14 protein-coding genes are annotated in these 25,857 nt (G+C 59.1%); 8 read left to right on the top strand and 6 right to left on the bottom strand.

Going from position 1 to position 25,857, the window contains the following annotated elements; translation table 11 throughout:
* Positions 1 to 41 precede the first annotated feature (41 nt).
* The 5 genes from NMA52_RS04795 to NMA52_RS04775 all read left to right on the top strand — a co-directional run bounded on the left by NMA52_RS04795 (position 42) and on the right by NMA52_RS04775 (position 4,976).
* A complete protein-coding gene (locus NMA52_RS04795) occupies positions 42 to 1,193 on the top strand; it encodes a carboxymuconolactone decarboxylase family protein (protein ID WP_254826509.1) in 1,152 nt (383 codons plus the stop codon).
* 103 nt (positions 1,194 to 1,296) lie between these two features.
* Complete coding sequence (locus tag NMA52_RS04790) at positions 1,297 to 1,746, top strand: nuclear transport factor 2 family protein (protein ID WP_254826508.1); 450 nt, start codon at positions 1,297 to 1,299, stop codon at positions 1,744 to 1,746.
* 119 nt (positions 1,747 to 1,865) lie between these two features.
* Positions 1,866 to 2,975 carry an alpha/beta fold hydrolase gene (locus tag NMA52_RS04785; RefSeq protein WP_254826507.1) on the top strand — a complete coding sequence of 370 codons (1,110 nt, stop codon included), beginning with the start codon at positions 1,866 to 1,868 and terminating at the stop codon, positions 2,973 to 2,975.
* Positions 2,976 to 3,007: 32 nt separating this feature from the next.
* Entirely contained in the window at positions 3,008 to 3,838 is an 831-nt protein-coding gene (locus tag NMA52_RS04780; protein ID WP_254826506.1) for a DUF4440 domain-containing protein, read from the top strand.
* Positions 3,839 to 4,022: 184 nt separating this feature from the next.
* Positions 4,023 to 4,976 (top strand): hypothetical protein, encoded by a 954-nt coding sequence (locus tag NMA52_RS04775; RefSeq protein WP_254826505.1) that lies wholly within the window; start codon positions 4,023 to 4,025, stop codon positions 4,974 to 4,976.
* Between the two features lie 93 nt (positions 4,977 to 5,069).
* On the opposite strand, the gene NMA52_RS04770 is transcribed toward NMA52_RS04775, so the two are convergent.
* From NMA52_RS04770 to NMA52_RS04745, 6 genes are all read right to left on the bottom strand, one after another.
* Positions 5,070 to 11,510, bottom strand: coding sequence for a T9SS type A sorting domain-containing protein (locus tag NMA52_RS04770; protein ID WP_254826504.1), 6,441 nt, complete (start codon positions 11,508 to 11,510; stop codon positions 5,070 to 5,072).
* 682 nt (positions 11,511 to 12,192) lie between these two features.
* Positions 12,193 to 14,448, bottom strand: coding sequence for a molybdopterin cofactor-binding domain-containing protein (locus NMA52_RS04765; RefSeq protein WP_254826503.1), 2,256 nt, complete (start codon positions 14,446 to 14,448; stop codon positions 12,193 to 12,195).
* A gap of 11 nt (positions 14,449 to 14,459) precedes the next feature.
* Positions 14,460 to 14,924, bottom strand: coding sequence for a (2Fe-2S)-binding protein (locus tag NMA52_RS04760; RefSeq protein ID WP_254826502.1), 465 nt, complete (start codon positions 14,922 to 14,924; stop codon positions 14,460 to 14,462).
* 158 nt (positions 14,925 to 15,082) lie between these two features.
* Positions 15,083 to 16,498, bottom strand: coding sequence for a vanadium-dependent haloperoxidase (locus NMA52_RS04755; protein ID WP_254826501.1), 1,416 nt, complete (start codon positions 16,496 to 16,498; stop codon positions 15,083 to 15,085).
* A gap of 487 nt (positions 16,499 to 16,985) precedes the next feature.
* Entirely contained in the window at positions 16,986 to 18,296 is a 1,311-nt protein-coding gene (locus tag NMA52_RS04750; RefSeq protein WP_254826500.1) for a RagB/SusD family nutrient uptake outer membrane protein, read from the bottom strand.
* 32 nt (positions 18,297 to 18,328) lie between these two features.
* Positions 18,329 to 21,508 carry a TonB-dependent receptor gene (locus NMA52_RS04745; RefSeq protein ID WP_254826499.1) on the bottom strand — a complete coding sequence of 1,060 codons (3,180 nt, stop codon included), beginning with the start codon at positions 21,506 to 21,508 and terminating at the stop codon, positions 18,329 to 18,331.
* Positions 21,509 to 22,501: 993 nt separating this feature from the next.
* Here NMA52_RS04745 and NMA52_RS04740 point away from each other — a divergent pair.
* From NMA52_RS04740 to NMA52_RS04730, 3 genes are all read left to right on the top strand, one after another.
* Complete coding sequence (locus NMA52_RS04740; protein ID WP_254826498.1) at positions 22,502 to 23,452, top strand: 2-dehydro-3-deoxygalactonokinase; 951 nt, start codon at positions 22,502 to 22,504, stop codon at positions 23,450 to 23,452.
* On the top strand, positions 23,445 to 24,098 hold the full coding sequence (locus tag NMA52_RS04735; RefSeq protein ID WP_254826497.1) for a bifunctional 4-hydroxy-2-oxoglutarate aldolase/2-dehydro-3-deoxy-phosphogluconate aldolase: 654 nt from the start codon (positions 23,445 to 23,447) through the stop codon (positions 24,096 to 24,098). Before NMA52_RS04740 ends, NMA52_RS04735 begins: the two co-directional genes overlap by 8 nt.
* A 157-nt stretch (positions 24,099 to 24,255) precedes the next feature.
* Entirely contained in the window at positions 24,256 to 25,842 is a 1,587-nt protein-coding gene (locus NMA52_RS04730) for a sulfatase (protein WP_254826496.1), read from the top strand.
* Positions 25,843 to 25,857 lie beyond the last annotated feature (15 nt).

Raw genomic sequence — 25,857 nt, 5'->3', positions numbered from 1 at the left:
TATTTTAATGGCACCTTGTGCACTGTACGTAAATGACCATCATGTTCACCCGTGTCTTCCGCATCCTGTTTATGTTTTGTTGCCTGACCGTATGCGCCCAACCGGGGCGGGCGCAGGTCACTATTCCCGACTCGGTGAATACGGTATTCCCGGCCGGCTTACGTCTTGAAAGTGAGAACTTCACGGGAACCGTCTGGGTGGAACGGCTCGTAACCATCGAAAACGGCGAACAGGCGGTAGCGGTAGGGAATGTCACCTTTCCACCGAAGTCCCGCAGTAACTGGCACACCCATCCGGCCGGGCAAACGCTCGTGGTGCTCGACGGGGTCGGCTACTACCAGCAGCGGGGCGAGCCGGTACGGGTACTGCGGAAGGGTCAGACCGTGCAGTGCCCCCCTGACGTATCCCACTGGCACGGGGCGGCCAACGATCGCTGGTTCGTACAGATGGCTATGACGTCGGAGCATCCTCAAGGTCGCGTGCAGTGGGGCGAAGCAGTCACCGATGCCGAGTACCGGGCGGGCATTCCGGTCGAACGGGCCGAGAACGACAGCATGCAGAACCTCGCCGCGCGTTACCGCCATCTGGCGACGATCGCCTCGCTGGCCGCCCAGGGGAAGCTGGAAGCCCTGCAGCCCGCCCTCGGCGACGCTCTCGACGCGGGACTCACCGTCAACGAATGCCGCGAGGCTCTCACCCACCTGTACGCTTACGCGGGCTTTCCGCGCAGCATTCGGAGCCTCCGCACTCTGATGGCCACGCTGGAGGAACGGCGGGAACGCGGGATCGATGATCCTACCGGTCCGGACGCCGGCGCCATTGCGGAACACCAGCCGAAGTACGCCCGCGGAAAGCGGGTGCTGGAGGAACTGATCGGCCGGCCCCTGGAGGGGCGCTCCGACTACGGGGATTTCGCGCCGGCGATGGATGTGTTTCTTAAGGAGCATCTGTTCGCCGATCTGTTCGAGCGTGATGTCCTGAGCTACCGGGATCGGGAGATTGTCACCATTAGCATCCTGGCAAGCCTGGGCGGCGTAACGCCGATGCTGCGCGGCCACCTGGGCATTGCCCGTAATCTGGGAATGACGGATGCTCAATTAAGGAACGTGCTTAAAATCATCGGCATTACCGCCGGTGCCGCCGCCGGGGAGGCAGCCCTCGAAGTGCTGGAGAATGGGGCTTCCGGCGGATGAGTCGATAGCAATAACCGGACATCGCTATACAGTCCATGCATTTCTCCCGCGTTCCCGCCCGATACGCCAAAGTTTGCTTAACTGAAAGATAAAATCATCGAATATGAAAGTCTTCATTCCCATAGTCTTAGTGCTGTTCACTTCAACCCTGGTTGTTGGACAAACCACCGTCACCGAGCATGAAATCACCGAACTGTCCCGGAAAAAGTGGCAGTGGATGGCGGATAAGCAGGTCGATTCCCTGGCGCAACTCTTCGGCGACGGCGCCCGCTTCGTGCACATGAGCGGGAGTTGGGGCAAGGACCGGGAACTGGAGATAATCGAGACCGGCAGCATCCATTACGCAAAAGCGGATATCCACGACGTCGTGGTCGAAGTCTCCGGCAATACGGTAATGCTCTGGAACCGCATCACCCTTACGGCCGAAGTGCGGGGGAATACGGTCTCCAACGAGTTCACCGTCACCGAGATTTACCAATGGCATGCGAATGAGTGGAAGATGCTGGGCATGTCGTTTAGCAGCGTGCGGGATACCCACGAGATCGAACACTGAGAAGAAGTTCCGGCTTCATGAAGCGCCGTACGATCACGTTGGTTCTCTTCGGATGGAGTACCCGACGCATATGATCTTCCGGGACTTTTAGAATACTCTCACCACGCAAAAGGATTGCTATGGTCACGCCCCCCTCCTTGTTCCGCACCTCGCTGTTTGCCGTACTTATGATCGTAGTGTCGTCTTGCGTTCCGTCGCGGAACACGGAAAGCGCCGATATTCTGACCATCCAACGTCAGGGAAGTATGCTGGTGGGGGGGACGGTAAAGACAAGCCCCGGCCGCTTCGACCCGATCGCCCACGGGGCGTTCGATCCGGCGAACGCATCTACCGCCGGACAGACCCTGCACGGCGACCATGCCTTCGTGTTTTACCAGGTGCCGGTGAACCCGCGCCCCCTGCCCCTGGTCTTCTGGCACGGCTACGGACAGTCAATGAAAACGTGGCAGACCACCCCCGACGGGCGGGAAGGCTTCCAGACACTCTTCCTGCGACGCCGGTATCCGGTCTACCTCCTCGACCAACCCGGTCGGGGTCTGGCGGGCCGCACCACCCGGCCGGGTAGCTACGCGGCGGCTACCGACGATCAACGCTGGTTCGGGATTTTTCGACTGGGGGAGGGGACGACATTCTATCCCGGCGTCCAGTTTTCCCAGGCTCCCGTTGCCCTCGACCAGTTCTACCGGCAAATGACGCCCGATACCGGTCCGCTGGATATCGACGTGAACGTGGCGGCCGTGTCGGCGCTCTTCGATACCATCGGCCCGGCCGTTCTGGTCACCCACTCACACAGCGGCGGACAGGGATGGCTTGCCGTCCTACGAAACGACAACATCCGGGCGATCGCCTCCTTCGAACCCGGCAGCAATTTCGTATTTCCGGAGGGGGAGGTGCCCGAGAGCATCGATTACGTCGGCGGTCGCCTCAACGCGCGGGGAGTCCCCATGGACACCTTTCGGCGCCTGACGGAAATTCCCATCGTCATCTATTACGGCGACTATATTCCCGACGAGCCCGTGGAAAATCCCGGCCAGGACCAGTGGCGGGCGGCGGTCATCATGGCCCGGCGGTGGGCCGAAACCGTCAACCGCCACGGGGGTGACGTGACGCTGATTCGGCTGCCGGAGCTCGGTCTGCACGGCAATACTCACTTCCCCATGTCGGACCTCAACAACACCGCCGTAGCCCGGCTGCTGGCCGACTGGCTCGCGGAGAAAAATCTCGACTAAGCATGCGTCGCGGCGCACCAAAATTCCCTATTATGAACATACGGTCTACTACTTTAGTCGTCGTGTGCGGCTTCCTAGGCCTGCAACTCACCGCCCAGACGAATAGCCTCTTCCCCCGCGGAACGAAGGCCGAGAACGTCCACCACACCGGTGATATCTGGCTCTACGTTCCGAGCGACACTACCGGTAACTTCGACTACCACCTGGCGGTGGCCACCTCGGCTCCGGGCGCTAAACTCGACTGGCACCTGCACCCCGCGGGTCAGCAACTGATCATCACCGAGGGGGTGGGGTATTACCAGGAGCGCAACCGGCCCGTCCGGGTAGTGCGCAAGGGCGACATCATACGCTGCACGCCGGGCGTGGAACACTGGCACGGGGCGAGCCCGGATGAGGGCGTAACCTACCTGGCCATTACCGGCAACGCACCCACCGAATGGAAGGAACCCGTGCCGGAAGTCGAGTACCGGGCTATCGATGCCAGCGGCCATTCGGCCCTGGCGGCCGAGATGTTGCAACTCTCCCGCGATAAATGGCAGTGGATGGCGGATAAAGACGCCGATCGCCTGGCCGATCTCTTCCACGACCAAGCGAAGTTCGTGCACATGGGCGGTAGCTGGGGGAAGGACCGGGAAGTCGAGGTGATCCGCAGCGGCGGCATTCACTATAAGCACGCCGACATCCGCGATGAATCGGTGGAGATCATCAACGACAATACCGCCATTGTGCTGAGTAACATTGAATTGCTGGCGGTCGTCGGGGGGAACAAGGTAACCAACCCCTTCGAGGTCACGGAGGTGTACACCAGGGAAGAAGGGCAGTGGAAGCTGGCCTCCCTGTCGTTTACGCGTTTGCTGCGCTGATCCGATGAGGTCGGCCCGGTAATTATAGCTTTTCAGTACACCATGCCGTGGACTTCCGGAAATCGCGTGAAGACCGAAAACCGCCTGAAAGTATCGGATAGGTGGCTGGTGTCGGTGAAGCTCTAATTTTCCCGCTGTATCATTGCAATGAGGCTTCCGGATGCACCCCTAAACTATCCACGTATTGGACTTCTCGTCAAAATCCCGTAAAGCTCGATTCTGGTTCGCCACGGGGCTGACGCAGTTGATTGCCGGACCGCTAACGCTGTGGGGGATTTACGGAATTGGCACTTACGGCATTGCCCTCTTCGTGCTGACGCCTTTCCTGATCGGACTGTGCTCGACCGTACTGTATGGCTACGGCAGAAAGATCCACGGTTGGGAGGCCGCCAGAGTTGGGTTTACTGCCCTGGCGGTCTTTACCGTTTTGCTCCTGCTCTTCGCTATTGAAGGGGCGGTGTGTATCGCCATGGTCGCGCCCATCGCGGTAATCGGCGCCTACTTTGGAACAATCGCCGGAAAACTGATCGTCAACCGGATGCCCGACCGGACCCTGCTCTCAATTGCGCTAGTGGCCGCCTCGATCACCCTTCTGGGCTTAGTCGAAGCGGGTACGTCCGCTACCGTGCAGCCGGTGGTCACCAGGATCATTATTAACGCTCCTCCTCAGGCCGTATGGAAGCGGGTCGTAGCCTTCCCGGAACTGGACCCGCCGCGGGAGATGCTGTTCCGGGCGGGCATCAGCTACCCGATCCGGGCAACGATTACCGGCAAGGGCATCGGGGCCATTCGGTACTGCACCTTTAACACCGGCAGTTTCGTGGAGCCCATCACGGTCTGGGATGAGCCACGTTTGCTGGCCTTTACGGTCGAGGAACAACCGGAGCCGCTGCGGGAAATCAGCCCCTGGGATGTCGCCGCGCCCCACCTGCACGACTACTTCGTCTCGCAACGCGGCCAGTTCCGACTAACCGAATTGCCCGACGGCCGTACCGAACTGGAGGGTACGACCTGGTACTACCACGACATCCACCCGGATTTTTACTGGCGATTGTGGTCGGACTACATCATTCACCGCATTCACGATCGGGTACTCGGTCACATTAAAACGGTGGTGGAACGGGAGGTCACCCGTTAGATTAATCCACGCTGAAGAGAGGCAAAAAGATGGGCGGGATTCAGTATGAATCCCGCCCATCGCTCGTAAACAGCTACTGTTTCCGGAGGCTCTCTACCGTACTACCATGCGGCGGGACCGCTCGTAGTTTCCGGCCGTCATCCGGTACATGTATACGCCGGCCGGCAAATCGGTGAGGTCCGCTTCGACCCGGTGGTCACCCGCCGGATAGTGGGCGTCGGTGATGAGGCGCAGGGAACGACCGTTGACGTCAATCAGCTCCAGGCGCACGCGCTCGGCCACCGGTAGCGAGAACGGCACTACGGTCGCGTCACTGGCGGGGTTCGGTACGTTCAGGCCCAGTCCGTAACCGCGGGCTTCCAGGTCCGTCACGTCGGTCGTAGATAGGAAGAAGAGATAGGGCTCAGCGACCGAGCCGACTATATCGTCCAGCGCAAAGGTCGTCTCCTCGCCGTTGGCCAGATACTCGGCACCGGTCTTCTCGTTGGTCACGCGGAACTCGATGGACTGCCCGGCGTCGTCCAGGTTTCCGGCAACTAACAGGAAGGCGCGGTACGCCCCGATACTCGGACAGTAGATCAACTCGGTTAGCCCACGGGGAGTCCCGCTCACTAGAGCGACTACCCGCAAGTCGTCGACGGCATCCTCCCCGAGGGCGGCGGCGTCGAAAGTGCCGGTAACGTTCATGTTGTACTCATAGAGGCTAGGCTCCACCGTATAATCCAGCGACTTCTGGGCTGGGTGGTGGATCGTTCCCTTTCCGGTAGCACGCAGCTTGTAGCCTTCCCCCGGCATGAACTGCCGCAGACTGCCCGCCCAACTGCCGGCACTTCCTTCGAAGATGGCGAATTCGGTCTCACTTTTGATGATATCCTGGTTCCTGGCATTTAGACTACTCAGCACCTGGCTCACGGGTTCGGGGAACAGCCGCGGGTATCCGATCCAGTTCCAGCCCGACTTGACGGCTACCGAGAGCGGGTCGGGACTGGGTAGGCCGACGACCTTCAGGGTGTCGGGGGCATTGGACAGGTGCAACAGATAGCCCTGTCCCAGCTCCAACTGGCGCAGGTTACCGTTCCATCCCGAGCCGGCGCTGTAGCCGGACGTTTGTTCGGTGGATTTGATCATGATGTCGTTGCCCGAGGTACTGTTGAGCAGGCTTTGGAGCAGGTGCTCGCGGGACATATCGTCTCCGGCTACGTTGAGCGAGATCCAGTTCCATCCCTTCCGTAGGGGGATGACCTGGAACCGGCCCTCCGGATGCAGAATTATGGGTGCAACGGCCGAGCCGTGGTGGGCGTCACTGGTGAAGGGCAGCGTTTCCTTGGCACCGTACTCCGCGCCGGTCAGCGCCCGCCAGAACCGGAAGGTGACCTCCTCCCCTTTGCCGGAGCCGTCCTCGTTGCTGTACACCCGCAGGAAGGCCGCGTAGGTCCGGGTTTCCTCCACGTACTCGATTTGGGCGATGCCGCGTATCTGGCCGTTAACGAAGGCTCCGATGCGGTCGCGGGAATCGGCGGACAGCAAGTTGTTAGTACCGTCGAGGCTGAACTGCGCCACCACCGTCATATCGTTATCGTAGTCCGTCGGATCGAACGACCAATTGATAATTTGGGCCAGTAGTTCGAAGGTGACGGCGGTGGTCACGGGCTTGTCGTCGACCAGGGCGACGATGCTGTCCCGGTAGATACCGGGGGTCAGTTCCGGATCAACGTCGAAGTGCAGCACGTAGCTACCGTTGGGAAGCAGGGTGCCCCGCTGCTGTTGCGGCGTGAGCCACTCCGGGTAGTGGATCAGGGCGTTGTCGTCTTCGTTCAGACTGAAGGCCTTGCTCAGGTTCGAATTGTTCTTCAGGACGCCCTGCACCACGTGCGACCGGCCCTCCATACCCGAAGCGTAGATGGGGGCGGGGTCCCAGAAGACGGGCTTCACATTTACCAGGAAGTTCCACTCGGTGGCGTACTTCTGCACGTTGCCGTTGAGGTCCCGCAGGCCGTCCACCGTAGCGTGGATGCGGACCCCCTGTAGATCGTCGCGGTCGGTCAGGTGGGGGGTGGTCTGGAGGATCAGGCGGCGGTCGGCGCACTGGGTCGTGACGGCGATCACCTCGTCGGTGTCGGCGCGGCGGAGCGTGACGACGGGGGTATACAGATCGAAATTGCAGTCGATGTTTTTATCGAAGGCCACCGATATTTCCTGGCCCGGACGTAGGAACCCGTCGTTGGGTGTGGGGATGCCGTAGGGAGCCAGGGATTTGCGGTCGATGATGCCGCGCTTTTCGGAGGAGTAGGTGTGGCCGTTGACGCCGCAGAAGGCGGCGGCCCGTACCTGGAAGGCACCGTCGGAATATCTCGACATATCCAGCAGCAGGTCGTAGTTAGCCCCAATGGCTGCCAATTGCGCTTTTTCGAGGCGCATGGCGGTAGTGTATCCTTCCCCGTCTCTTTTGATCTGGACCTCTACGTACTCAAATTCTTCGTTGTCCAGGTCGTAGCCGGAGAGAGTGAGGGGCAGCAGGTCGTTGCTGTTGCTATTTACGATCCAGCCGTCGTGGATATTCCTTAGGGCGATATCTGAGCATTCCGTCTGGAAGTTGACCGTGAAGCCGAAGGTATCGGCGTTCATTAGGTTGCCGTTGTCCTGCCACAGGTCGTACTCGCAGGGCGGATAGACCATCAGCTGGATATCCTGGTAATTGCTGGCCAGGGGTCCGCGGGCCACCGAAAGGTTGAGGTCGATCGTCTGGTTGTAGGGAATGAAGAAATGGGCGGGGCTGTTGTTGATAATTTGGCCTCCCAGGCGAATCAGCGCGCCATCCGGATTGGTGGTACTCACCACCCGTACCGCGTATTCCCGGGTTTCCCGGCTTTCACTCCGATTGGAGATGCGGGCCACGAGGTTCGCTAATCCGTCGCGGGGTACGTCGTTAAGCTCCGGCGGAAAGATGACCATCTCCGGCCGGTCGCGGGCCTGGGTGCCGGGCTCCTGCGGGCAGCTGGTAGTACCCACCTTTAGGTTAAAGGCCGGCACGTTGTAGTTCTTGTCCCGCAGGATGTCCACGGAAAAGAAATCTCCAATATCTCCGTCGTCAAGCACGTAGCCAACCGTGCGGGTGCGCTCGTCCGTGGAGCCCGTGTTATTGGTGGAGGACCAGCGGAAGCTGCCCATGATGCCAATTTTTGTTTTGTGCCACGAACCAGTCTCATTGTCCACCTCTAACCCAAGGGCAAAATCGGTTTTTACGAATTCTGCGAATTCGTAGGACACCTCAGCAACGGTATCGAAGCTTTCCTCGCGGTAGATCGGGGCGCCGGCACTAAAGGAAATGTTTTCTACCAGGATGGCCTCTTCTCCCCTGGACATATTATTCTTCGCCAGGATGTTCACCCACGAGATGCTGTCGCGCAGCAGGTGATTAGCCTCGTAAATCTCTTCCTCCGTCAATTCCCGGTCGGCCTGGATATGTAATATGGATTGTCGTAAGCGACCCAGGGTGGGCAGGAGGGAATTTTTGATGTGGTTCTCGGTATATACAAAGGTTGTAGCGAAATCAATGGCAGAGATCGTAGGGTATTCCTTGATCTCGATCTGGCAGTTGTCGAAAGTCAGGTGCTGGGCGTCGGAAAACTCCTGGTTCAACGCCGCGCCGATGTACACGTCTCCGGCGTGGCCGGTCAGGTTGTCCAGTTGTGAGGTGGAGAATTTTTCGTTAAATGTTAGGGTAGTGGTCAATCCCTTCCGATCCTGGTTGTCCTTTCCGGCTTCAACCTTGATGTCAGCAAATAGCCCAAATTTGGCCGAAGAAAAAGGAGTTTTAAACGACGCCCCACCAACTAGGTTGGCAAATGCACCCGCGCTCCCGCCGGTCTTCACTTCCAGGGTGTTGAAATTTGAGAACGACTGCCCCTTTTCCACGTAGGCGTAGCTGTTGTCGCCGGGGGGGTCGTGCAGCACCAGCATAGGTATTTCCGGCGAGCGGGTAATAAAACTCGGTGTGATAATCTTGGCCCCGGTGACCAGGAACCAGAACTCTACCCCCTCTTTTGGTACGAGGTCTACATCCGGGATAACGTAGAGCAACTTTTCGTGGTTGTGATCTGCGCTTACCGCGATGTTCGGCTCGCCGGCTTCTACGGTGTACGTCGCGATACCGTCGCGAATGGGTACCCGAGCTACCTCATCGCCCCGGTCGGAGACAAAGTCGTAAATATTCAGGTAGCCGGTGTCGAGGGCGCAATCCGTTCCCAGGACTTCTCTGATGTCGATCGTCAGGGTATAGGCAAGGCCCTGCTCCATCACCGCTATCGGTTCCTGATCGCAGGTGTAGGTGTCGACCCCCGACAGGTCGTAATCAATCGATATATCCAGGGGGGAACGGTAGATGAAGCTCAGTTCGGGACGCACCTCGGCGCGGATGGTGTCGCGGGTGCCGGCCGGAATGGTATCCGCCGCCTGGATAATGATGGTGGAGCCGTTGGCCAGGGTTTCGGTCTGCTCCTCGATGTAGACGGTGTCCTCCAGTATTCTGACCACCTCGCTGGTATCGCGTACCGTCAGGTCGATCTTTTGATCCTTTTTCCCGATCTGTGCCATGATTTCGCTGCCGCTGAGCTCTGCATCGGTGATGGCAGTCACCTTTACGCTGTACTCGCGCGCCGGTAAAATAATCTCGAGTACCCCATTGCTGTCGGTTTGGCGGGTAATATCGTAACAGTTGTTTGCGGCGTAAATCTGCAGGGTCGCGGAACTGCCCAGGGGCTCCCCGCAACTGTTCTGTACGTATACTTTCAGGGTATCCGTTTCCCGGTCGATGAAGTCCAGCCCCGGGCGGTCGCCATCGACCTCGAGCGTAACTTCAGGCAGGCCGGCGGCCGTTTCAATGCGGTGGTGGATGAACTTGGGGGTGAAGGTGTAGGTCCCCTCCTGCTGAATAGCGTACGACCAACTGCCGTCGCGTTTGGTCCGGATGCCCTGATCGATGCTGTCGATCAGCACGGTGACCCCGGGAACGCCACAGGCCGGTCCGTTCAAGGCGGCGGGATAGGTAATGCGGCCCTTGGCGGTGAATACCGTCAGATCGGTGAAGTCTACCCGCTCGGCGTTCTTGTTGTTCATCGACAGCGTACGCGAGGCGGTGGCCGGAGAGAACTCGTGGACGACCGTCCCGCCCTTACTTGGTTTGACGGTGAACTCGGCCAACTCGTGGTAATAGACGTCCTTGAATTCGTAGTACCCCTCGATATCCGTAGTGGTACAGTAAGTCGCGGCACATCCGGCCGGCAGCGTCCGCCCACCTGCGGGCAGGGAATCCAGTAAAGTCAAGGTCATCTCTACGCCCCCGACTCCGGCCCCGAGTGACGACTTCACGTGGCCGCTCACCCTCCCATCGGGACGGCTGTAGCCCAGATCGGAATCGGTCAGGAACCCGGAGCCGACGGGCGTGACGTAAAACAGGTACTGCACCCCGGGGATGCCGTCCGTGACGTTGTAGCCCTTCGCGCTGGAACTCACTATGGCAATCTCCTCCCGTCCACTGCTGTCCGGTAAGCTACGCTCGATGCGGATCTCGTCGGAAGCGCTGGATATATTGTTCCACGACAGGTTAGTAGCGTTATACTTGGTACCGTCCGTGGCTTTGAGATCAATGGAAAAAGTGCTGCCCTTGTCCCGGCTTCTGGATGACTCCTTACCGCCGTACGCGCTTACGGAGGTAGACACCTCGTAGGTGTGTGTTTGGCCTAATCCAACCGCATCCACGTACGAACGGGCAGTTCCCGATAGCGTATCGACCCGTTGTCCGTCGCGGTAGATGTAATACTGGTGCAGGTTATCGGGAAAGTCGGTCCCTTTGGTCCACGTAAGGCGGATAGTGTCGTCGTCGATGGCATCCGTAGCCTGCAGGTCCATCGGGGCACGTAACGGGGAGGTGCCGATGGTAATGTTAGCGTCGGCGGCGTCGGCGTATATAGGACGAGTCGTTGTACCTAGCGCATGTCCTTCAAAGTAGCCACCTACGCACACATATTTGATGCGCGGGAATATGCTTAAACTCATGTCCGGACCAACTATAGTATCGTAAGATCCGAAGTTGCTGAAGCCGTTCCGTATGAGGGTATCCGACAGCGGCATTTCATATAATAGACTGCCATAACTAACTCCCCCAGGAATTCCGGTATAGGTGTATTTACCCCCCCAGCCCTCCAGCCAAATTTTCGTCTGGCCTAAGTTGCAGGGAACCGTGTTTGTAATATCTCTGATATGAAACCTCATATAGTAATCGCTTTCGTTCCGCGTCGATTTCACCGTCACTCCGGCAACCGTGGCAGCTACTTCCTCCGCCGGCAAGGTGGTGCCGGTAGCTGCCGCCCATTCCTTCAGCAGCGGGGCGCCGGGCAGGTAGGGGCCGGCCGGCATTCGGGACTGGGAATACTCCGGTGGATCGGTGTCGGCGGCTGGATAGGCACTCAGGTCCAACGCGTAGGCTAGCAGGGTGAGGGTGGCTAGCAGGCAGGTGCGGAGTAATAGTGTTTTCATAGCGATTGTATTTAGAAGGATAATGCAGTAATTCACCGGGTACGCAGCGTGGCATACCAGGGTCGTCCGACCCCGGGCAAGGCAGAGACTTTTCACCGGTTCATTATTTAAAGTCGGCCCGTCAGGTGGCTCGGGGAGATACCTGATCAGCAGAGACGAAAAGGTGATAGTGGTCGACTACGGTCCGTTACCGCGTGGCGAGTTAGCACAGACATCCGTGCCGTTCGTAAGCATGATTATTGTGTTCGCAACAAATATTGGACACCACCGACCCTACCACCCCGGACTGATCTTACGAAAGCTTGCTACTATCGGACTTCGCCCAAAAAAGGCTGGTACATATCCTACAATTAAACTGCAGTATAAGTGCTATATCTATGTAGCTGAGTGGTTTACGTATTGAAAAAAATAATGATAATGAGCATCATTCCGGCCCTTCTTATGCCCGTAAACTCGGACATGGGGAGGGTTAGGTAAAGCTTCCGCCAATGACTCGATAGCATTATAGCCTAGGTATCCTAGGTCGCGGACCCGTTAATGCAACTGGCTGAGCTAGCCATAGACGCTATCTACAAATAGTGGACTATCGGGCAACGGTCGATCGCACCGTTCCCCCGATCGCGGCGGTTTCCTCCCTGAAGTGGTTAGGGGTCAGAGACCGACATGATCATGCGAGCCGGAATCAGCCAAGCAGCTCCCGCTCCCCCAAGAAGGGCTGCCGGTAGTGTCGTTCCCCCGTAGCCCGGTACAGGGCATTAGCCACCGCCCCGAATACCGGAGGGAAGGGCGGTTCACCCATGCCCGTCGGGGACTCTTCGTTCCGGACGAAATGAACGTCGATCGACCTGGGCGCCTCCCCGATGCGGATCATGCGGTAGTCGTCAAAATTTTGCTGGTCGGGTACGCCGTCGCGGAACGTGAGCTGCCCGTATAGCGCGTTGCCCACCCCGTCGACGATGGCCCCCTCGGCCATATTGGTCGCGGCATCGGGGTTGATGACGATGCCGCAGTCCACCGCGCAACTGACCCGGTCGACCGTAGGCTTCCCGTCCGTGACGGTAAGGTCCAGCACCTGGGCTACGTAGGTATTGTGGCAGAAGTAAGCGGACACTCCCCGGGAGGCCCCGGCGGGCGTATTGTCCCAGTCGGATTTTTCCCGGACCAGCTCCAGAACTCCGGCGTAGCGGGCGGCGTCGTAATCGTTGTTCTCCCCGACTGGATTCTCCCGTGCCCGCTGGAGCAGTTCCAGCCGAAAGTCGATGGGGTCCTTTCCGGCGGCTTCGGCTACTTCGTCGAGGAAGGCCTGCTCGGCGCCGGACATGAAATTGGAGCGGGGGGCGCGGAAAGCTCCGATGGAGATGTTGGAATCGACGGACCACTCCTCGGCCAGATAATGATCTACCGCCCCGGCCGGGAAGCGGTTAGCGAACAGCGGACTTTCCGGAACACCACCGGCTTTAACGTGCAGGCCGATCAGTTTGCCGGCTTCATCGAGGGCCGCCCGGTAAGTCGCATGGTAGGAGGGCCGGTAAATGCCGCAGGTCATATCGTCTTCGCGGGTGTAGATGAGTTTGATCGGCGCCTGAGCTTGTTGGGAGATGAGGGCAGCTTCCACCAGGTAGTGACCGTAGGCGCGTCGCCCGAACCCGCCGCCCATACGGGTCAGGTGGATATCGATCTTCTCCTTCGGCAGGTCGAAGCGGGCCGCGAGGGTGCTTTCGGTAAATTCCGGAGCCTGCAGCGGACCGGCCATTTCCAGCTTTTCGTCGGTGAAGTGAGCGAAGAAATTCATCGGCTCCATGCAGTTGTGGGCGAGGAAGGGCGCCGTGTAGGTGCGCTCGATGACTTGGGCCGCCCGCGCGAAGGCCGCTTCCGGATCCCCGTCGCGTCGGCTGACCCGGGTGCCGGACCCGCTTTCCTGCTCCATCCGTCTTTCGTGCTCCTCCGTGCTTTCCAGCCCGCCGGGGATGCGGTTCTCGCGAATGTTGCCGAAGATGTTCATCGTTTCCACTACGTCGGTTATGGGCTCCCACTCCACCTCCAGTACCTGCTTGGCTTGCATCACCTGCCAGGTCGTCTCCCCAACAACGGCCACCAGTTCGGTGAATGAGACCGTGTCGAATAACCCCTTCTCAAAACCGCGCGGAAAGGTCTCAATGCTGAACACCTTATTTATACCGGGCATCTTCTCCGCCGCCGCCCCGTCGAACGATTTGAGTTTCATGCCGAAGGCGGGGGGATGGGCAATCATGGCAATCAGCATGCCGTCACGTCGGTAGTCTATCCCGAACAGCGGTTTACCGGTGATGATGTTCTTAGCCTCCACGTTCTTACGTGAGGTGCCGATGATGCCGAAATCGCGGACGTTTTTCAGTTCTACCTCTTCGGGCACGCTGACCCCGGCGGCGGCGGAAGCCAGCGTGCCGTAGCTGGCCGACTGACCGCTGGCCGCATGGTGAACCATGCCCGCCGCCGTGGTAATTTCGGCCAGGGGAAGTTGCCAGGCATCCGCGGCCGCCTGACGGAGCATGTGACGGGCGGTGGCCCCGGCCAGCCGAAGGCCGTCGTAGGAACTGCGGATGGAGGCGCTTCCGCCGGCGAATTGACGGGTGTACTTGGTCGTATCGAAGGGCGCCTGTTCCACGATGACATTGTTCCAGTCGACGTCGAGTTCCTCGGCGACGATCATCGGCATGGAAGTTTTTATGTTCTGACCGAATTCGGGATTGGGCGACATGATCGTCACTACTCCGTTGTCCCCGATTTTTAGGTAGGCATTGATGTCGAACCATTCGTCGGGCATAGTCAGGCCCGGTGGTGCCGGTTCGGTAGAAGAGCAGGAGGTTAACCAGTTAAATCCGAGCAACATCCCCCCGCCCGCGAGGGCGGTAGACTTCAGAAAGGAGCGACGACCGCGGTGGGTAAGTATAGTAGACATGGGCAAAGGATTCAGGAGTTAGCCGACCGGGCGGCGGATTTGACGGCCGAGCGAATACGCAGGTAGGTACCGCAGCGGCAGAGGTTGCCCTGCAGGGCGGCATCGATGTCCGCGTCGGAAGGATCCGGCGTGTGACTCAGTAAGGCGGACGCGCTCATGATCTGTCCGGCCTGACAGTATCCGCACTGGGGAACGTCGTGGTCCAGCCAGGCCTGCTGCACGGGGTGAGTGCCGTGTTCCGAAAGCCCCTCAATCGTCGTGATCGGCCGGTCGCCGATCGAGGAGACGGGCAAACTGCAGCTGCGCATGGCCGCCCCCTCCACGTGAACGGTGCAGGCGCCGCACTGACCGATTCCGCAGCCGTATTTAGTGCCCGGCAGGTCAAGGTGCTCCCGCAGCACCCACAGCACCGGGGTCGCGGGGTCGACGTCGACGGTCTGTTCGTTACCGTTGACATGAAGGGTGAATTTGGCCATGACGCTAAATTTGAAGGATCAATCCGGGTTTCCGCCAAAGTTAGTTGCACCACTTCCGGAAGCCTGTATACGGATTACTGCATCTCCTACCCAAGTTACCGAATCGATAGGGCGGGTTCGGCGATCACGCCGCAAAACTTCAGCCAGGTGCCCTGCTCTCAGAAATCCTCCTCCCGCAATGTCAGATCATTCACGGCTCCCGCAATCTCGTAGCCCAGACGCAGCCCCTCGTCGCAGTCCATGCGTACGTGGACGCCCAGGGGGATGCGGGAGTATGCGTTCTCCTCGGCCAACTGGTCGAAGGTGGAGTAGGTCCGGGGCGCGCCGCGAAACTCCGTCCGGCCTTCGTGGGTACGATCGGTGAAGTTGGTCTGGTTCCCGAAAGTTTCACGGAACACGCCGCCCGCCGCCGAGGCAAAGCAGGAATGCCCGGAGGGGTAGCCGGGAAAGCCGGGGTCGGGCCAGAAGATCAGCCGGAAGAGGTTGGTCCGGAATTCGGGATCGATCAGGTCTTGCAGGTACACGCTCGGTCGCATGACCATGTGGGCGTACTTGTACTTCCAGGTCGCCACGGCGGCATCGTTCATCGCGAAGCCCACCCGCAGGAAGAGCGCCAGCGATTCGCCCAGACTCAGGGAGTACTGATCGGCTAGCTGATTGGCGATTGAAATTTGTCGGGCGGGCGGACTGATCATCAAGCGCTCCACGTCGTCGCTCCAGAATTCGGCGATCCAGAGTTGCTCGTCGTCCCGCCCCCGGGCGGCGTTGTTCACGGCGTACACTTCCTCCATCTGCTCGCGGAAGGGACTGCCGGCTACGGTGCTGTACGCCAGGGGGGGCAGGGTAGTGGTTTCCTCGGCCGGGATCACGAAGGTGCGTACCCGCTCCCAGTAGGGGAACAGCGCCCGCTCCGGATCGGCGGAATAGGTCCAGAAACCCTCCCCGACGGGAGGTTCGTACGAACGGGGTTGGGGATCGAGGATCTGCTCCTCCGCTTCCCGGTCGGTCTGACTGTACTCGATCACCTGCCGGGCCACGTAGGCGCCCCAGTCCTCCGCTTCGGCGATGGCCCGATCGGATAGTCCCCGCGTCAGTTCGTCCCGCATGGCGAGTTCGAAGTCGTCCACATCGTCCTGAAGCTCGGCGGGCACGTTGATCAGGAAGTGGTTGATCACGTCGGCGAAACAGGCGTTGAGGGCCAGCGCGACGGACGCGTTGTCAGCGCCCCGAAAGTCGCGCTCCAGGTTCAGTCCGTCCAGTCGGCGGGTGTTGGAGGTGAAGCCCCGCAGGGCCGGCAGGGCGGTTTCGTAAGCGGCCAGGTAGATGTAGGCCAGGGCGCGGGCACTGCCGTTGGGCCGCAGACCGACAGCGTGGCGTTCGTTTTGCAGCAGCACGTCGGTCCATTCCCGCACAATATCCGGGGATAAATTGGTGGCGTTGCGGTCGCCGTTGGTGACTCCGGTAATCGGAGATTCATCCGCTTCGGGTACTTCGAGCAGAGACAATTCCTCGTCCTCGGTGCAACTCACCAGGACCAGGCAGCAAAGGAAAAAGAACAGGAAAGGCGTGGACATAACACTACTGTACATGTGTATTCAGGGTATGCACGATCGGGAATAGCTTCCGCTGTGAGGCTGTAGGTTCCGTTTACCGGAAGCGGAGCGTACGCGTCGATCGCAGGTTAAGTACACATGTTCCGTATAGTAGCAATTCAATCCGGGTAATTCGGATAGTTGAAGGTCTGGCAATTCTCCCCGTAGGGATGGAGCCCGGTACCGCGGGGTTGCCCGGTCCCGTTTTGAAAGTCTGGTTTTCTGACTTGGATGGCTCCCGCGTCCGCGCCGCGACATCTTCTGGGCGGGTACGCAGGAGCGACGAAATCCCGTGAAGGAGCAATCAATGGATGGTGCTAAAACCGGGGACTTCGTGCCGGAGGAAGGCGGGCTGACTGGTTAAGTTGGCGCGGAGAGATCGTGAACTAGCGCGCGGGACAAAAAAACAGAGGAGCAACGACCGTTACTCCTCTGGTAAAATCCAAACTTCTGTAAACTACAATCATGGTCAATACCCAGGGTTCTGGGTGATTACGTTGAAGCTCGCCAGCACCTCGGAAACGGGGATGGGGAACAGGTAGTAATCGCTGTTAATGGACTGACCCATTTCCTCGTCGACCGTACCGGTTCTGACGAGATCGAACCACCGCTGACCTTCAAAAGCGAGTTCCAGTCTCCGCTCGTCCTGAATGGCTTCCCGGACGAGGGCCTGGGTGTTCAGCACCGTATGGTCGAGGGGATCTAGTCCGGCACGCTGGCGGATGGGGTCGAGGAGGTCGAGGACGGTTTCGGGGTCCGTGCCCAGTTCGTTCAGGGTTTCCGCGTAGAGCAGGATGACATCCGCCAGGCGCAGTTCGATCCAGTCGTGATCGGGGCCGCCCGTCTGGGGGTACTTGGGCGAGGCCATCCGCGCCGTATCGATGTTAACGTCCCTGCGCAGGTCGCCGGGGCTGGCGTCGAAGGCCGCGATCAGGTCGGGGTCCAGGGGTTCGAGGGACTTCGTGTCCAGACCGCCGTACCAGGACCAGAACTCGGAGAAGCCGTATTCGTCGGATACCGAGCCGGATATCTGGGTGGCGAAGATGATCTCGGAGTTGAGGTCATTGTCCACGCCGAAGATGTCACCGTAATTAGCTTCCAGGGTGATACCCGCTTCGGCGGCCCCGTTCACGACGGCGGCCAGGTGCGGTTCGGCGCTGGCGAAATCGCCCCGCTGCACGTACACCTTGCCGAGCATGCCCTGGGCGGCGTACTTGGAAGCACGGCCGTTGACGATGTTGGTACCCAGGGCCGCGATGGCATCCTGAAGGTCGGGAATGATCACGTTATCGTAGATAGCATCTACCGGTTGGCGGACGAGGATGGATTCGTCCGTCACATCCGGCGAAGCTTCGAGATTAACCGGCACGTCGCCGAAGACCCGGACCAGTTTGAAGTAAGACAGCGCCCGCAGGAACTTGGCCTCACCGACCTCCCGGGCATTGTCCGAATTTTCGATCACGTTATTGGCACTCAGGATCGACTTATATAGTGCCGTGTAGAATGGACCGAAAAACTGATCCTCCATCGCCGTCAGGTTGGGCCCGAATTCATCAAACTCCGTGTAGGGGGGTTCGAGCATGATGGCGTTGTCGGCCCGGAAATCGCCCATAACGGCCATGGGGGTTACGGACCCGTGCTGGTAGTAGTAGGCGGCATTGAGTACGCCGTCAAAGTCCGTCAGCGATCCCGAGCTCGCGATGTTCGGCGGGAACTGATCGAGGTCTTCGCAGGCCGTCAGGAACAGACAGGAAGCCAGAATGATATATATCGCTTTCATAAGTTCTTATTTATGGATTGGCAATCGGGTGCCTAGAATTTGAGATTGACGCCCAGAGTGAAGCTCCGGACGACCGGGCTTGCCCCGACCTGTACTCCGTAGGTAGTGGGTCCCAAATAATCGCTCTGCGTGGTTTCTACTCCTTCCGGGTTGAGGGAGGTGTAGTCGTCGCCCATCACGTAAAGCAGGTTGGTGGACGCTACGTAGACCCGGAGGGAACCCAGGCCGACCCGGCCGAGCCAGTCCGGATTAAGCGTGTATCCCAGGGTAGCATTTCTCAGGGCCAGGTAGGAGGCATCCTGAATCTGGGCATCCAACTGGTTACGCGACTGGGTGTAGTGCAGGCCGTTGTGGTCGGCGATGCCGTCGTTGTTGGCATCGAAGCTTTCCCGTACGCGACCACCGAATTCCGAGCGCCAGTAAATCTCGTCGATGTTGAAAACTTCACCGCCCTGGGCGCCCTGGAACTGGAGCGACAGGTCGAAGTCTCCGTAAGACATCTGGCTGTTGAGGCCGTAGTAGAAGTCGGGGGTGTTCTGGCCGATCTTGACCAGGTCACCGCCTTCGGCCACCGTGCGGGTCCGGTCAATGACGCCGTCGCCGTTCTGGTCTACCACGTAGTACTCGGAGCTGTTAATGCCGATGGCCCGGGTGGGGTCTTCGATGTACTCCGGTTCGACCAGTCCGATGGTTTCCAGTCCCCACATCTCGCCGATCTCTCCGCCAACGTAGTTGCGGAAGACGGGACCGCGGCCGGATTGTCCGTAGATGACCTGGGGCAGCTCGTCCAGACCGCCCAGATCCGTGATCTCCGTATTGACGGTCGACAGGTTGGCGCTGATGTTCCAGCGGAACCGCTCGTTGTTGATCACCGCGGCGCCAAGCTCCACTTCCAGGCCGGAGCTGGTAACGTCGCCGGAATTCAGGACGATGGAGGTGGTTCCCAGCACTTCGGATACGCTCTGATTGATCAGGATGTCCTCGATGTCGGAGGTGTAGTAATCGACGCCCAGGGTGAAGCGGCTACCCAGGAAGCCCAGGTTGATGCCGTAGTTGGTTTCCGTGTTGGTTTGCCACGTCAGGTCGGGGTTCGCCACGTCGGACGGAATGAGGAAGCCGGTGCCCAGTACCGTTGCCTGGGGATTGAGCAGGCTTAGGGAGCTGTAGGAGCCCAGGAAGGAGGTCGTACCCAGGGAGCCCGCGCTGAACCGCAGCTTCAGGTCCGTCAGGAATTCGGAATTATAGAAGGCTTCGTTGTGGACGTTCCAGCCGAGCGAGATCGCCGGGAAGGTTTCGAAACGGTTATTGGCTCCGAAGCGGGAGTCGCCGTCGCGCCGCACGGATACGGAGGCCAGGTAGCGGTTGTCGTAGGCGTAGTTGATCCGGCCGAATACGCTGCGGCGGGCAACCGTCTCGTCGCGCTCCGATACGTTGATGTCGGCGGGGTCGAGCAGGGCGTAGTTCAGGGGCTGGCCGTAGGGCACGTTCGTGGCGTTCAGGGCGATGCCGTCGAAGTAGAAGTTCTGGAACTCCAGACCGGCTACCGCGGACACGTCGTGCTTACCCAGTACTTTGGTGTAGCCCAGGGTGGTTTCACTCAGAATGGACGAGCGCTTCAGGTCCGTCTGGTCGAGGGCCGTCTGGTTGGTCCGGGCCCGGGAGTCAAACTCCAGGGTCCGGGAGAAGAAGTTACGCGTGTCGCGCATATCCCCACCCAGTACCGTACGCAGGTTCAGTCCCTCGGCGATGCTGAATTGCAGGTAGGAGCTGATATTGCCGAAGAACGTTTTTTCGAAACGGTCGGTATTGTCAAGCTTAGTCGCGGGTCCCGCGTCACCGGAGCCACCGATGCCGTTCCCGCTGCGGCCGTAGTGCCAGTCCTGGGCGGTCATGCCGGGCTCCAGGGTGTAGATGCTGTTGTTGAACGGCGCATCGCCGCCCCGGTAGCCGTCGTCGAAGGGATCGAGGCCCAGGGACTGGGCTTGCTGGTCCAGCTGCTGGACGAAGGCAATCGATGCTTCGGTGTGGTAGATCGGGTGGATGCTGTAGGCCCGCAGGAGGTCCCGCATGTCGTGGCCCACGATGTCGCGGTCGGACATGAAGCCGTTGAAGTTAAGTCCCGTGCTGAAGCGGTCGCCGAGCTTGGCGTCGAGGTTCAGGCGGGCGTTGTAGCGCTCGAATCCCTGGGTGATGACGATACCTTCGGCGTCGAGGTAGCCGACGGAGGCGAAATAATTGACGTCATCCGTGCCGCCGCTTACGCTGAAGTTGTGGCTCATGTTGCTGCCGCTGCGGAACAACCAGTCTTCCACCGCGACGACGTCGGGGGCGTTCCGGTAGGCGTTCAGGCGGAAGTTGAGCAGGGCGGGATCGAGTTCCGAGACGTCGTAGGTGCCGTTGGCGATGCCGGCGTCCAGTTCGTTGGCCCATTCGCCGGCCGTCTTGAGTTGCTCCACGTCACTGACGTAGCGGTGGGAGGTGCTCACGTAGCCGTCGTAGCTGAACCGGGCCTTGCCGGGGGTGCCGGACTTGGTGGTGACGAGGATAACCCCGTTGGCCCCCCGGGATCCGTAGATTGCTGCCGAAGCGGCGTCCTTGAGGACTTCCAGGCTTTCGATGTCATTGGGGTTCACGGTGGCCAGGCTTCCGACGATGGGATAACCGTCCACCACGATGAGGGGCTCCGAGTCGCCGGAAATTGACGAGGCGGCGCGGATCTGAATCTTGGGGTCCGCTCCGGGTGCACCGTCCTGATTCTGGATCAGGACCCCGGATAGTTTACCGGCCAGGGCTTCGTCCACCCGCGTGGCCTGAATGGCGGCGACGTCTTCACCACCGATCTGCGCGATGGCGCCCGTGTTGTGTGACTTTTTCCGGTAGCCGTAGCCCACGACGACCACCTCATCGAGGAGTTGGGCGTCCGTAGCCAGCGTGACGTTCAGCTCGGACTGGCCGGTAATCTCTACCGTTTGGGTGGCGTAGCCCGTGTAGGAGAACTGAAGGACATCCCCGGGGCTGACTTCCAGCTGGAAGTTGCCATCCAAGTCCGTCACGGTGCCCGACGTGGTGGTCGCCTTGAGCACACTCACCCCGATAAGTGGAATGTCGTCCGTGTCGGTAACGGTTCCGGAGAGGAGATATCCGTCCTGAGCGGAAACGATTCCCTGGAACAGCAGCAGACACAGGGTTAGCAGGCGGGTTATTACGTTCATTCTTTTTTGCATGACATTGATAGTGAGTTAGGGGATAACTGCGCGGACAACCCCGGAAAGGGAGGAGAACAGTCGTGCCGGTTGGTTAAGCGTGGATGGGTTGATTTTAAAGTTAGGAAAGAAATTGGCGTAGCCACTTCCGTATAATATAGGTCTTATCCCTGGGTAGCGACGGTACGAAACCGTCTATACTGCATTCGGGGAGGGGTACGGCAGAGTAGTTGCAGGGCAACTTGGTCGGGTGGGGAGGAGATGCTACTGGCAACCGAGTAAACCGGACGTTTAGGATTCCCTGCAGCCGTGGGTAAAACGGCTTGCCATATTGGTCATAGACCGTACCGTGGTCAGTCCGGGAGACCCCGGCAGGGTGGCTGTCGTTAAGGTACAGAAGCATTCAGGTAAATTGCACGATCTGGTCAACCAGTGATTGGTTAACCAAATTTAGGTTTAGTTTCGCCGTGGTCCAAATTATTGCGGCAACTTTAACGACAATTCACCAAAATCGCGGAGTCATCAAATTTAAAGTCTGTTTTGCAAGGTTTAGAGAAACATAATTTTGTAAGACGGCGGTAGCAAGCTCTATCTTCATTTACAGTGATTGGTTAACCAATGCTCCGGTGCTTGAGGTTGAAATACATCACGGTGGATAGTCAAGTCTATCTGTGCTATCCAAATAAAGTAATGCGATTCTATTCTCCGATTATCACCTAATGATGTAGTAATTCTAACAGAGTGATTACTCATCCATAATTTCCTTTAAATGCTACATCATCGCCCAATCACGTCCTCAGCGGATTTACGGATCATGTGGGCGCGTGAGCAAAGGCATTCCAGTGCAATCAACCGAGCGGTGGGGTAGGGTAAGGCAGTTGCGAACTATTTTACCCCAGGATTACGGCAAGCATTCCCGAACAGCATAGCACCATTACGTATCTGCTTCATGTTGGCTCTGCCCCCCCCTTAGACGATTGAAACACAGTCATTTGGTAGACGATGGAACGGACCGATTTTTTCATCAGCTGTGACTGGGGCACGAGCAACTTCCGGCTTCGCCTGGTGGAAAAGAGTACCCTTAGGGTCAGAGCGTACCGGAGCACCGACCGGGGGATCCGCGATCTGAACGAAGAGTTCCTGCGGAGTGCCGAAAGTGATCGGTTCGAATTTTACGGCACTTACCTCCAGCGGCAGACGGACTTGCTCGCGGAAGCCCGACCATCTTACCCGATCGTGATCAGCGGGATGGCTTCGGCAAACATCGGAATGCTCGAACTCCCCTACGGCGAACTGCCGATCGAGCGGAGTGGCCGCATTTTAGTAAGTCAGCAGCGTGAGCTTCCGACGGGACAGGCCATTGTACTGATTTCCGGAGTCAAGAGTACCCGCGGCATCATGCGGGGGGAAGAAACGCAGGCACTGGGGATGCTGGATGAGTTGGATTCCGAGGCCGATGGAGTTATTCTGCTGCCGGGCACCCACAGCAAACACCTGCTGTGCGAAGGGGATATGGTCACTGACTTCCGGAGCTACATGACGGGAGAGCTTTTCGGGCTACTAAGAACACATAGCATCTTAGCTCATTCGGTGCGGGAGGGGGAGTGGAATGCGGTAACCCAGGATGCCTACCTATACGGAGTCCGGTGCGGATACCGGGAAGGTATGGCTGCCTCCCTGTTCGATATTCGTGCCGGGCATATATTGCGTAACACCGATCCGGTCGACAACTACTACCACCTCAGCGGCTTACTTATCGGTGCGGAGTTACGCGGACTTGGGGATAACACGAACCACAAGTTCTGGCTGGCTGCCTCCGGACCCCTGCTTGTTCTTTACCGGACGGCCCTAACCGCTCTGTACGGTGCGGATCGTCTGGAAGTGATGGACGACCGGCAAATCGAACGTGCCCTGCTCCGGGGACAACGGCAAATACTCTCTACGTATGATTAACACCCCTTGCACCGCCTGGTCCTCATTCGACGCCGTGCCCGTGATAGGCATCCTCAGGAACTTATCCGCTACAAACTGCGAGAAGGTAGCGGAAGTGATGGCGGAAACCGGATTCCGTACTTTGGAAGTCACCATGAATACTCCGCGCGCCGAGCACATTATTGACCGGCTGGTACGGGACTACCCCGACTTGAACGTCGGTGCCGGCACGGTCTGCACAATGGAAGACCTCGACCGGGCACTAGCGGTCGGTGCCGGGTTCATAGTGACCCCCATTCTGGAGGAGCGGGTGATTGGAAGATGCGCGGATGAAAACATTCCGGTATTCCCCGGCGCTTACACCCCGACGGAAATCTACCGGGCCTGGAACCTGGGGGCTTCGGCGGTGAAAGTTTTTCCGGCCAGTCAGCTCGGAGTGAATTACCTCCAAGACCTACGGGGACCACTTCCCCAGATCAAATTGTTGCCGACCGGGGGGGTGACACCGGACAACATCGCCGCCTTTCTCGCCGCAGGTGCATACGGCGTCGGAATGGGTAGTTCCTTGCTGCCAAAAGACCTGATCGAGCGGGCGGATTTTGATGGTCTCCGAGCTCACTTACGGCGGGTAAGGGCCCGCTTGCCCACGCCGCAAACCCGCGAGTAACGAGCACCGACGTCGTAATGGCGCTCTTGTAGTGCCAATCTCCATGAAAAAGCAGCCGTTCATCCCCACCCGGTCTACTATCTTGAGTGGGCGTTTTCACCTGATTCATATAGCTGAGCACCCGGAAGATTCTGCACCCTCGAACGAAAAAGTCAACATGCCCCTCAACTTAAACAGCTCCTTCCCACTCGCGTCCATCCTGTTGGCGATATTGGTATTCATTGATGGCGCCGACCTCCCCGCCCAGGATCGCGAGCGGCCGAACATCCTTTTTATCATGTCCGACGACCACACGGCCCAGGCGTGGGGCATTTACGGCGGTATCCTCGAGGACTTCGCCCACACGCCGAACATCAAACGACTGGCCGCGGAGGGCACCGTGCTGGAAAATTGCCTGGTATCGAACTCCATCTGCACGCCGAGCCGGGCCACCATCCTGACCGGCCAGTACAGCCACGTTAACGGCGTGACCACCCTGGGGGCGGGACTGTCCCCGCGGTACAACAACATCGCCAAGGAACTGCGGCGCGGAGGCTACCAGACCTCGGTGATCGGCAAGTGGCACCTGAAGCAGGAACCCGCCGGCTTCGACTACTACTGCGTACTGCCCGGTCAGGGCGAATACTGGAACCCGGTAATGAAGACCGCGGACAACTGGGAGGATTACTACGGCGGGGGGCGGCCCTACACGGGCTTCAGTTCCGACATCATTGCCGACATGACCATCGACTGGATCGAACGGCGCGATACCACCCGGCCCTTTCTGGCCATGACCCACTTCAAGGCCACCCACGAACCCTTCGACTATCCGGACCGATTTGGTCACCTGTACCGGGATGTAGAACTGCCCCTTCCCGCCACCATTTACGATCAGGGGCCCGCGACCACTGGACGCTCCTTCGTCGGCCAGTCCATCGATAACCTGACCAAGCGGTATCTGGCGGCCACCGCCGACCCCAGCCTGCGTAAAGACTACATGAATTACCCCGAACTCCCCTTTTCGGTGGAAGGACTTACCCCCGAAGAAGCCCGCGCGAAGACCTACCAGAAGTACGTCAAGGACTTCCTACGCTGCGGCGCGGCCGCGGACGACAACATCGGCAAGCTCCTGGATTACCTCGAGGCGTCCGGCCTGGCGGAAAACACCGTGGTGATCTACACCGCCGACCAGGGCTACTTTCTCGGGGAGCATGGCTGGTTCGACAAGCGACTCATCTTCGAGGAGTCGATCCACATGCCCTTCGTCATCCGTTTCCCCGGGGAAATACGGGCGGGCACCCGCAACCGCGACCTCATCGAGAACGTCGACTTTTCGGCCCTCTTTGCCGACTACGCGGGGATCGATTACCCTACCGATATGCAGGGCCGCAGTTTCCGGGAAAACCTGCGCGGCAACACCCCGGACGACTGGCGGGATTACTCCTACTACCGCTACTGGGACCACTCGCGCGACCGCCCCGGCCACTTCGGCATCCGGGGACAACGCTACAAGTTGGCTTTCTTCTACGGCAACGGCCTCGCCGAAAACGACTACGCCCCCGGGGAGGAACCCACCCGGTTCTGGGACTTTTACGACTTAGAAGCAGACCCCCACGAGCTGCGCAATGCCTACGACGACCCCCAATACCGGGACATCATCGCCCGCATGAAGCAGCAAATCCTGGCTCTACGCGAGGAACTGGGCGATACGGACGCCGACAACCCGGAAATCCGCGAAATTATCCGCCGGTACTGGGACGACTAGTACGCATGATACAAA

The sequence above is a fragment of the Lewinella sp. JB7 genome, assembly GCF_024297185.1.
In the GTDB taxonomy this organism is placed as follows: domain Bacteria; phylum Bacteroidota; class Bacteroidia; order Chitinophagales; family Saprospiraceae; genus Neolewinella.
Note: the sequence above shows the minus strand (reverse complement) of the source record. Positions and strands in the feature narration are given on the sequence as shown.

What these genes read in the sequence shown, in the direction of transcription:
- NMA52_RS04730 (WP_254826496.1), top strand. Translation starts at nt 24,256, where the DNA reads ATGCCCCTCAACTTAAACAGCTCCTTCCCACTCGCGTCCATCCTGTTG.
- NMA52_RS04795 (WP_254826509.1), top strand. Translation starts at nt 42, where the DNA reads ATGTTCACCCGTGTCTTCCGCATCCTGTTTATGTTTTGTTGCCTGACC.
- NMA52_RS04765 (WP_254826503.1), bottom strand. Translation starts at nt 14,448, where the DNA reads ATGTCTACTATACTTACCCACCGCGGTCGTCGCTCCTTTCTGAAGTCT.
- NMA52_RS04770 (WP_254826504.1), bottom strand. Translation starts at nt 11,510, where the DNA reads ATGAAAACACTATTACTCCGCACCTGCCTGCTAGCCACCCTCACCCTG.
- NMA52_RS04755 (WP_254826501.1), bottom strand. Translation starts at nt 16,498, where the DNA reads ATGTCCACGCCTTTCCTGTTCTTTTTCCTTTGCTGCCTGGTCCTGGTG.
- NMA52_RS04735 (WP_254826497.1), top strand. Translation starts at nt 23,445, where the DNA reads ATGATTAACACCCCTTGCACCGCCTGGTCCTCATTCGACGCCGTGCCC.
- NMA52_RS04760 (WP_254826502.1), bottom strand. Translation starts at nt 14,924, where the DNA reads ATGGCCAAATTCACCCTTCATGTCAACGGTAACGAACAGACCGTCGAC.
- NMA52_RS04750 (WP_254826500.1), bottom strand. Translation starts at nt 18,296, where the DNA reads ATGAAAGCGATATATATCATTCTGGCTTCCTGTCTGTTCCTGACGGCC.
- NMA52_RS04790 (WP_254826508.1), top strand. Translation starts at nt 1,297, where the DNA reads ATGAAAGTCTTCATTCCCATAGTCTTAGTGCTGTTCACTTCAACCCTG.
- NMA52_RS04740 (WP_254826498.1), top strand. Translation starts at nt 22,502, where the DNA reads ATGGAACGGACCGATTTTTTCATCAGCTGTGACTGGGGCACGAGCAAC.
- NMA52_RS04780 (WP_254826506.1), top strand. Translation starts at nt 3,008, where the DNA reads ATGAACATACGGTCTACTACTTTAGTCGTCGTGTGCGGCTTCCTAGGC.
- NMA52_RS04785 (WP_254826507.1), top strand. Translation starts at nt 1,866, where the DNA reads ATGGTCACGCCCCCCTCCTTGTTCCGCACCTCGCTGTTTGCCGTACTT.
- NMA52_RS04745 (WP_254826499.1), bottom strand. Translation starts at nt 21,508, where the DNA reads ATGAACGTAATAACCCGCCTGCTAACCCTGTGTCTGCTGCTGTTCCAG.